This window comes from Janthinobacterium sp. BJB426, assembly GCF_002735705.1.
Lineage (GTDB): Bacteria > Pseudomonadota > Gammaproteobacteria > Burkholderiales > Burkholderiaceae_D > Janthinobacterium.
On the sequence record NZ_PDZL01000019.1, the window covers coordinates 90,568 to 97,290 of the forward strand.

The 6,723-nt window shown below is 59.8% G+C and carries 7 protein-coding genes and 3 tRNA genes; all 10 read right to left on the reverse strand.

Features of this window, described 5'->3' with window-relative positions:
* Nucleotides 1–107 precede the first annotated feature (107 nt).
* Nucleotides 108–518: a GNAT family N-acetyltransferase gene (locus CSQ93_RS23725; RefSeq protein WP_099380162.1), complete on the reverse strand. Its 411-nt coding sequence runs from the start codon at nt 516–518 to the stop codon at nt 108–110.
* Complete coding sequence (locus CSQ93_RS23730; RefSeq protein WP_158301342.1) at nt 518–976, reverse strand: Ivy family c-type lysozyme inhibitor; 459 nt, start codon at nt 974–976, stop codon at nt 518–520. The genes CSQ93_RS23725 and CSQ93_RS23730 overlap by 1 nt, the downstream gene beginning before the upstream one ends.
* A gap of 65 nt (nt 977–1,041) precedes the next feature.
* Nucleotides 1,042–1,452: a hypothetical protein gene (locus CSQ93_RS23735; RefSeq protein WP_099380164.1), complete on the reverse strand. Its 411-nt coding sequence runs from the start codon at nt 1,450–1,452 to the stop codon at nt 1,042–1,044.
* A 29-nt stretch (nt 1,453–1,481) separates the two neighbouring features.
* Nucleotides 1,482–2,618 (reverse strand): amidase family protein, encoded by a 1,137-nt coding sequence (locus CSQ93_RS23740; RefSeq protein ID WP_233516323.1) that lies wholly within the window; start codon nt 2,616–2,618, stop codon nt 1,482–1,484.
* A 157-nt stretch (nt 2,619–2,775) separates the two neighbouring features.
* Complete coding sequence (locus tag CSQ93_RS23745) at nt 2,776–3,351, reverse strand: elongation factor P (RefSeq protein ID WP_034758247.1); 576 nt, start codon at nt 3,349–3,351, stop codon at nt 2,776–2,778.
* 135 nt (nt 3,352–3,486) lie between these two features.
* On the reverse strand, nt 3,487–4,656 hold the full coding sequence (earP, locus tag CSQ93_RS23750; protein WP_099380165.1) for an elongation factor P maturation arginine rhamnosyltransferase EarP: 1,170 nt from the start codon (nt 4,654–4,656) through the stop codon (nt 3,487–3,489).
* 94 nt (nt 4,657–4,750) lie between these two features.
* A tRNA-Glu gene (locus CSQ93_RS23755) sits at nt 4,751–4,826 on the reverse strand.
* A 57-nt stretch (nt 4,827–4,883) separates the two neighbouring features.
* Nucleotides 4,884–4,959 (reverse strand) — tRNA-Glu (locus tag CSQ93_RS23760).
* A 124-nt stretch (nt 4,960–5,083) separates the two neighbouring features.
* Nucleotides 5,084–5,159, reverse strand: a tRNA-Glu gene (locus CSQ93_RS23765).
* 241 nt (nt 5,160–5,400) lie between these two features.
* Nucleotides 5,401–6,477 (reverse strand): DUF5694 domain-containing protein, encoded by a 1,077-nt coding sequence (locus CSQ93_RS23770; protein WP_099380166.1) that lies wholly within the window; start codon nt 6,475–6,477, stop codon nt 5,401–5,403.
* Nucleotides 6,478–6,723: the final 246 nt, after the last annotated feature.

Below are 6,723 nucleotides of genomic sequence, written 5' to 3' on the forward strand. Positions count from 1 at the left end.
ATCGCAGCACAGCGCGCATAATGACATATTGTCATTATCAAGGCAACATTAATCTCATGCAACAATATTAATGGTTTTCTTGGAATCAACTATTATTTTATCAATCATTAAGGCGCAGGGCGGCGCATGTATTTGTGTGGCGCCTCCAATGGCGCAAAACCAAAGCCCGCATATAGGCCATGCGCATCATCGGTCCCCAGCATCCAGGTGACCTCGCGCAAGCGATCATCGCCGAGCACGGCGGCCACCATCTGCTTGCCATAGCCGTGTCCCTGGTATGGCGGCAGGACAAACACGTCGCGCAGGTAGGCAAAATCCGTGTAATCGGTGATGACCCTGGCGAACGCCACTTGTTGGCCATCGACATAACCACCGAAACACAGCGCGTTGGCAATCCCCTTGCGCACCGTTTCCAGCGCCACACCGCGCTTCCAGTACGACTGCTCGCTCAGGTAGCGGTGGATCAGGGGCACGTCCAGCTCGTCGCGCACGCTGGAAATACGCAGTGGCGCGTGCATCAGTTCTTGAACAGCAGGTCGGCTTCGGCGATGCTGGGCTCGCCGAAGTACACGGTGCGCAAGCCGCCCTTGCCATCGCTGCCCATGTACACGCCCGTCATGCTGCGCTCGGCCGGATCGTACAAAATGGTGTAGTGGTGGCCGCAATTGTGCGGCTCGCAGACACTGCTCAGCAGGCGCGCCTTGCCGTCGATCTCGACGGGCTTGAGCGGGCTGGCCACGCCATCGGGCACCCAGCGCTGCCGCTTCAGGCCAGCCTTTTTCAGGCCGATATTGAAAGCCTTGCGAAAGGCATAGTCCGCCTTGTAGACGTCGGGGAAATACGGGCAGGTATGGCCGCCGTCGCAGCTTTGCGCCTGCTCGATCAGCGACAGTTTGGGCGTACGCGCTTGCGCCGGCATGGCGGCCAGCGCCACGGCGGCGCCCAGGAACAGGGGTAAGAGCAAACGTGCGGACATGCAATCTCCTAAAAGCATCCAATAATGGCTGCAGCATAGCAGAATGGCATGCTTGCGCAGCGGCCTCAGGGAGAGCAACGGATGCCGACTACTCCGTTGACCTTGCCTTCCGGCCATCCCGTCTCGCGCCAGCGGTACACGCCGGGCGCGACGATGATCAATTGCCATTCCACCAGTTTGCCAGCGGCATTGAGGCGGGTTTCATTGTCATAGCGCAAAGTCAGGCTACGCTCCGTTTCCGCCACCACGGTCGCGGCAAAGCGGTTGGTTTCACCCAGCTTGCTTTTCCACGTCCGGTCACTGAAGATCGCCAGCCGCTGATGATCGTCAGACAGTTGCATGCGCGTAAAGTGCCGCGCTTCTTCGCAAACACTATTCGTATTCACGCTGTCGGACCAGCTGCCAGACAATTGCGCGGCATCAAAAGGAGTCGGGATGGCGGTCAAGGCCACAGTCAGCAGCAAGGTTGCAAGCATAGTTTATCGAAAGAAAACGAAAAGAATCATCATGGCAGGCGCAGCGCCAGGGTAATGCTCGACGGCAGCGCGGGCGTGCGCCGGTGCAAGGTCGCCTGCTCATAGGCATACGCCATTGCAATAAGTTGCATGTCGCCGTGGGCCGGGCCGATGAAGGACAAGCCGACCGGCAAGCCCCCTGCCACGCCGGCCGGCACCGTGATATGCGGCAAGGCCGACGGCGCCTGCGCCCCGCCATGGCAGGTGGGTCCCACCAGCGCGTCGAGTCCGTGCGAGCCCAGCAACGCTTCGATACCGCCAGGTTCGGGTGCGGGCGGCATCTCGATCAATTCCGCGCCCTGTTCGCGCAACGCCAGCAACGCCTGCCCGATCACGGCGTCGGTGCCGGCGCACAGGCCGAACAGGCTGCGCGCCACGCCGATGCGGCGCCCATGCAAGCCGGCCGTATCGAGCACCACGCCATCGGCCAGGCGCTCGCCGCTCAAGGCTGCGAGCAGCCAGGCCGCCTCGCGCACGCTGGGCGCCATCGGTCCGGCCGTGGCTGGCTCACCGCCCTGCCCCGCGGCAGTCCTGCCCGTGGGCTTGATGGCGACCAGGCCGCAGTTTGAAGCAGGCGCGACGATGGAGCCGTCCGCCGCGCTGTCGACGGCCAGGATGGTCAGCCCGGCCCAGTTGGCACTGGCATGCGGCACGCTGACGGCGGCCCACTGGCGCAAATTGCTTTTGCCGATGATGACGGCGCCGGCCGCGCGCAGGCGCGCCGCCACAAAGGAATCGCAGCTGGCATGCGTGGCCAGCGGCGACTGCGTGCGCGTCTTCATGCGGTCGCCCGTGGCGATATTGTCGCGCAAGACGACGGGAATGCCGTGCAAGGGGCCGCGCACCTTGTGCACCTGGCGCTCGCGGTCCATCTCCAGGGCAATTTTCAACGCATCGGGATTGATTTCAATGCCAGGATAGGCGCGCGCGCCGATGCTGCACAGGGAGCGGATGCGCCCCAGGTACTGCGACGTCAGCGCATGGGAACTGAGTTTGCCTGCCTGCATCATCTGCTGTTGCGGCAAGACGCCCGCATCGAGCAGATGGGCCATGGGGCTGGCGGGCGCCGTGGCACGGGCCAATACGGGACGCGACGCGCCACCGCGTAACATCTGACTGCGCTGCATGGTATCTCCAGGAAACTTCAATGTTTCTGCCGCAATAATGTTCTAGCCATAGCATAGCAGTCCTTGCAACACAATTGTTGTTGAAGGGAATTATTTTTTAAGCAAAAAAAACGCTGCCCGAAGGCAGCGTTTTTTGATGATTCGGCACTGGGGCAAATCAGTTGCGTACGACACGCTTGTATTCGTTGGTACGGGTGTCGATTTCGATGACGTCGTCCTGTGCCACGAACAGCGGCACTTGCACGGTGTGGCGATGTGCGTCGATGGCGTTTTCGATCTTGGCTTCTTTCAGGACGTTGCCCGACGTGTTGCCCTTGACCGCTGGCTCCGAGTACACCACTTGACGGGCGATGGTCGTAGGCAGTTCAACGGAGATAGCTTTGCCGTCGTAGAAAATGGCTTCGCATTCCATGCCATCTTTCAGGTAGTTCAGCGCTTCGCCCAGGTTTTCTTCTTCGATTTCGTACTGGTTGTACTCGGTGTCCATGAACACGAACAGCGGGTCGGCGAAGTACGAGTACGTCACTGGCTTTTTATCCAGAACAACAACGTCGAACTTGTCGTCGCCGCGGAACACGTTTTCCATCGGGGTGTTCGTCAGAAGATTTTTCATCTTCCATTTGTAGGTGAAGCCCGTGCGGCTCGAACCGTTGACATCAGAACGCAACACGATCATTGGCTTGCTGTCGACCATGATGATATTGCCAACACGAATTTCTTTTGCGGGTTTCATAGGAATGTACGTAAAAAGTGGGTTGCATGAAGACCATCTGCCGCCTGTGCGCCATCGGCGCCGCAAGCTTGCGTTTGATCGGTTAAAAATACGTTAGAAATAACCGGGCATTTTACCTTAATTTTTGGCAAGCGCCTATCTCGTCGCGCCAGCGAACGCCAGCAGCTTACTTGCCAGATCGCCATTAGCCTGCATCTGCCGCTGCCAGGCCTGCGCGCGCGCCCGGATGCGCGGCAGATCGGCCTGCAATGCGGGCCACAGCTGCGCCCATGGCGAGACATCCGCGCTGGCGCCATTCCAGGCCAGCGCCGCTTGCACCAGACTGTCGATGGCACCGTCGGCATCCATCGCATAGCGCTGCAGGAAGGCGCGCAATTTCACGTGATGCAAGTTTTCATCCTGCACGTAGATATGCCAGAGAAACGGCTGGCCGGCCCATTGCGCGCGCACGAAGGAATCTTCGCCGCGCACGAGATTGACGTCGCAAGCCCACAGCAGACGGTCGTAATCGTCTTGCGGCACGAACGGCAGCACGCGCACGGTGAGCGCGCCGCGCGTGCGCGCCGCGCCGGCCTTCGCCGCATCGTCGCCGATAAACGCCTGAACGGCATCGAACGCGACGCCTTCCGGCACCAGGCACGTGATGGGTTCGCTGCCAGCCTGCCAGGCCGCAAACAGCTCGGCGACGGGAGCGGACGGGTAGCAGAACAGCGAAACTTTCAAGGCGCGCATTTCCGCCTCCGTGATGCCGAATCGGCCGAGGAATGCCGCCATGGCATCCCCATCGGCCTGGAACGCCAGCCTTTGCTCCTCCAGCGCCGCTTCGCGCAGCAGTCCGCCCGTTTTATCCGTAAAGCCAGGGAAGAAGAAATGCTTGATCATGCCGTGGCGCGGCGACGTCAGCGCATGGCAGCCCTCGACCCACTCTTCCGCCGTCAAGCCTTCCAGGTTCAGCCACACGGGATGCGGGGCGCACTGCGCCATGGCGCTGATATAGCCGGGCGGGATGTCGCAGGCGAAAAACTCGATGACGATGTCGGCGATATCGGCGGGCGCAAACACGCCATCCTGGCCGCGCCAGTGACGCACCGTGACGCCGGAGACGTGCTGCGCTTCGGCCGCCGCATCGACTTCAGGACAGATGCGCTGGAAACTGGATAAATCATCGACCCACAGGGTAACGACCACGCCGTGCTCGCCGTTCAACTGCCGCGCAAGGCGCCAGCAAATACCGATATCGCCGTAGTTGTCGACGACTTTGCAGAAGATGGCCAGAGATGCTGCACGATCGGTGGGTAATGGCATATGCAAGGGAAAGAGAAAAACGTTGGCATGGCGACCCATAACAAAAAAGCCGCACTGTTACCAGGCGGCTTTTTGTTGGCTGATTCAGCCGGTCTGGCGTCCCCAAGGGGATTCGAACCCCTGTACTCACCGTGAAAGGGTGATGTCCTAGGCCTCTAGACGATGGGGACAGAAAATCTGTCCAAGATGCATTATTCCGCACCCCGACCTGTTACTGCTTGCGAATCTGGCGTCCCCAAGGGGATTCGAACCCCTGTACTCACCGTGAAAGGGTGATGTCCTAGGCCTCTAGACGATGGGGACAGAAATCTGTCCTGAATGCACTACTTTGCATCCTGACCCGGTACTGCAGCAATATGGCAGAAACAAAAAAAGCCTGACTTGTCAGGCCCATTCAGCACTGCGCTCTTACTTTACAACTAAATCCTGGCGTCCCCAAGGGGATTCGAACCCCTGTACTCACCGTGAAAGGGTGATGTCCTAGGCCTCTAGACGATGGGGACCTGTGCTGGCTTTACTCCCAGCGGACTCTTCGTTGGAGGCTTTGCTTAGCCCCTCAAAAAAGCGTGCGCGAAGTTTAACACGAAGCGATTCACGAAATCAACTGCTGGCCTTCTTATTTTCCACCTTTTTGCATCCCCTTCCCTATGGAAACAAGATGATGGCCGGAAGATATGCAAAGCAACAGCACGCCAGGCATGCAGGAAAAACCGCGCCAACCTTCCGGCGCGGCAAAAGCATTCCTTAACGCAAGATATCGTCCGCACTGACGATGCGCACGTCATGCATCTGATTCAGATACGCTTCCAGGTAGCCCTTGTGGGATGCGCCGACGATAACCAGCGTGCGCATGCCCGGGCGCGCCATCATGATCTCGCGGATGTTCGATGCCATGCGCAAGTTGCGCACCTCCCAGGAGGCGACGTAGTTGCGGCCATACCGCTGCGGCGAAGGCTCTTCGAGCGCCGCGCCAAAATCGCCGCGGAAGGCCAGGTCCGCCTCTACCCGTCCGTTATAGGCGCGATACATCGCCAGCACACCGGCCGGCGTATTGAATTGCCCCTCGAACCCGGCGTGGATGCGCTTGCGCTCCGCCGAAAAGGGATTACCCCAGGCCGCCCTGATCGCCTTGGCATAAGCCTTCACATCACCAACAGGCATATCAGACGTATGGTCATCCATACCATGCACCCGCTCGTGCCCGCCCTTCGCCGCCAGCACGGCAGCAATCTGATAGCTCTCGTTGCGCTGCCCCAGCAGGGAATTGAGGTCTGCAGCCAAGGGCTCGCTAATGCCGTCACCGGCGCGCCGCTCCTCGACGGGCAGGCGCAGCCATTGCACCAGCGCCGATGCACGCTCGCCACCCGCCAGGAACAGGGAAGCCAATGTTCGCCGCTGCGCGGCGGACGGCGCCGCCGGCCAGGCGGCCAGCAAGCGCTCCGCCTGGGCCGTGGCTGCGATTACATCCAGCCCCGTGGCAGCCCGCGCGACGGAAGTGTCATAGCAATAGGTTTTCACCGTATCGTCATAGCGCTGCGGATAAGCACGCAAGAAAGCGCACTGCAAGCCGGAAAGTGCCTCGATCGCGATCGCGTCCGGCCGCCAGCCCGCCAGGCGCTCGTTAAGCAAGCTCAATTGAGACAGATCAAACGATTTCGGCAACTGCGATAAATGGGGCGAGCCGAGCACCAGCACGTCATTGGACGGGCCCTTTTGCAACTTCAGCGCACCGGGGTCAAATCTCGCCTCAGGCGGCGCATCCGCGTGCACGGGAACGTGAATAACGGCGGCAAGAAAAAAACTGGCAAGTACGCGATGCATCCTGTCTCCTCAATGTAATGGTCCATGTTTTATTCGCAGGCCTGATGAAATCAAGCCGCCAGCTAAATGTAACCACTCCGCAAATCACTGTCAGTTATATCCATGCAACCAATAGGCACAAAAAAATCTATGGTCACCCTCCTTTTTGCAAGCTGATTTTGTATGATGTGAGTAGGCTTGCTTAAATCTATCCGGCGTCTGGTTGGAGATGGATCTCCGCGCCACGATGAGAGTCGCGCCTGTCGC